At 58.5% G+C, this 359-nt stretch carries 1 protein-coding gene; it reads left to right on the top strand.

All coding sequences use genetic code 11. From position 1 onward, the window contains the following. Window positions 1-359 (top strand): transposase (locus MUW49_RS13675; protein WP_244812888.1); only part of this gene is annotated, 359 nt, incomplete at both ends.

Raw genomic sequence — 359 nt, forward strand, 5'->3', positions numbered from 1 at the left:
CTGAACTCAGAGCACATTTCGGCTCGGGTAACACCTCAACCAACCGGCAGACACCCTACCCGATGCTGCGGTTGGTCACGCTCATGAATGTCCGCTCGCATGTCATTGCCAACGCGGCCATCAGCCCGTACCGCAAAGGGGAAATCCCCCTGGCCAGCGAGTTCATTCACTCATTGCCGGACAAGTCAGTGACCCTGCTGGATAAAGGCTTCTTCGGTGCCGACCTGTTGCTGCGTATTCAGGCCGAAGACACCGACCGTCACTGGCTCATCCCGGAACGCAAGGGGCTGGTATACACGGAACTTGAGCGCTATGGCGACGGTGACCGTCTGTTGCAAATGACGGTCTCGCCTCAGGCT

It is taken from the genome of Aeromonas sp. LsrichE-8G (assembly GCF_022869435.1).
In the GTDB taxonomy this organism is placed as follows: domain Bacteria; phylum Pseudomonadota; class Gammaproteobacteria; order Enterobacterales; family Aeromonadaceae; genus Aeromonas; species Aeromonas caviae.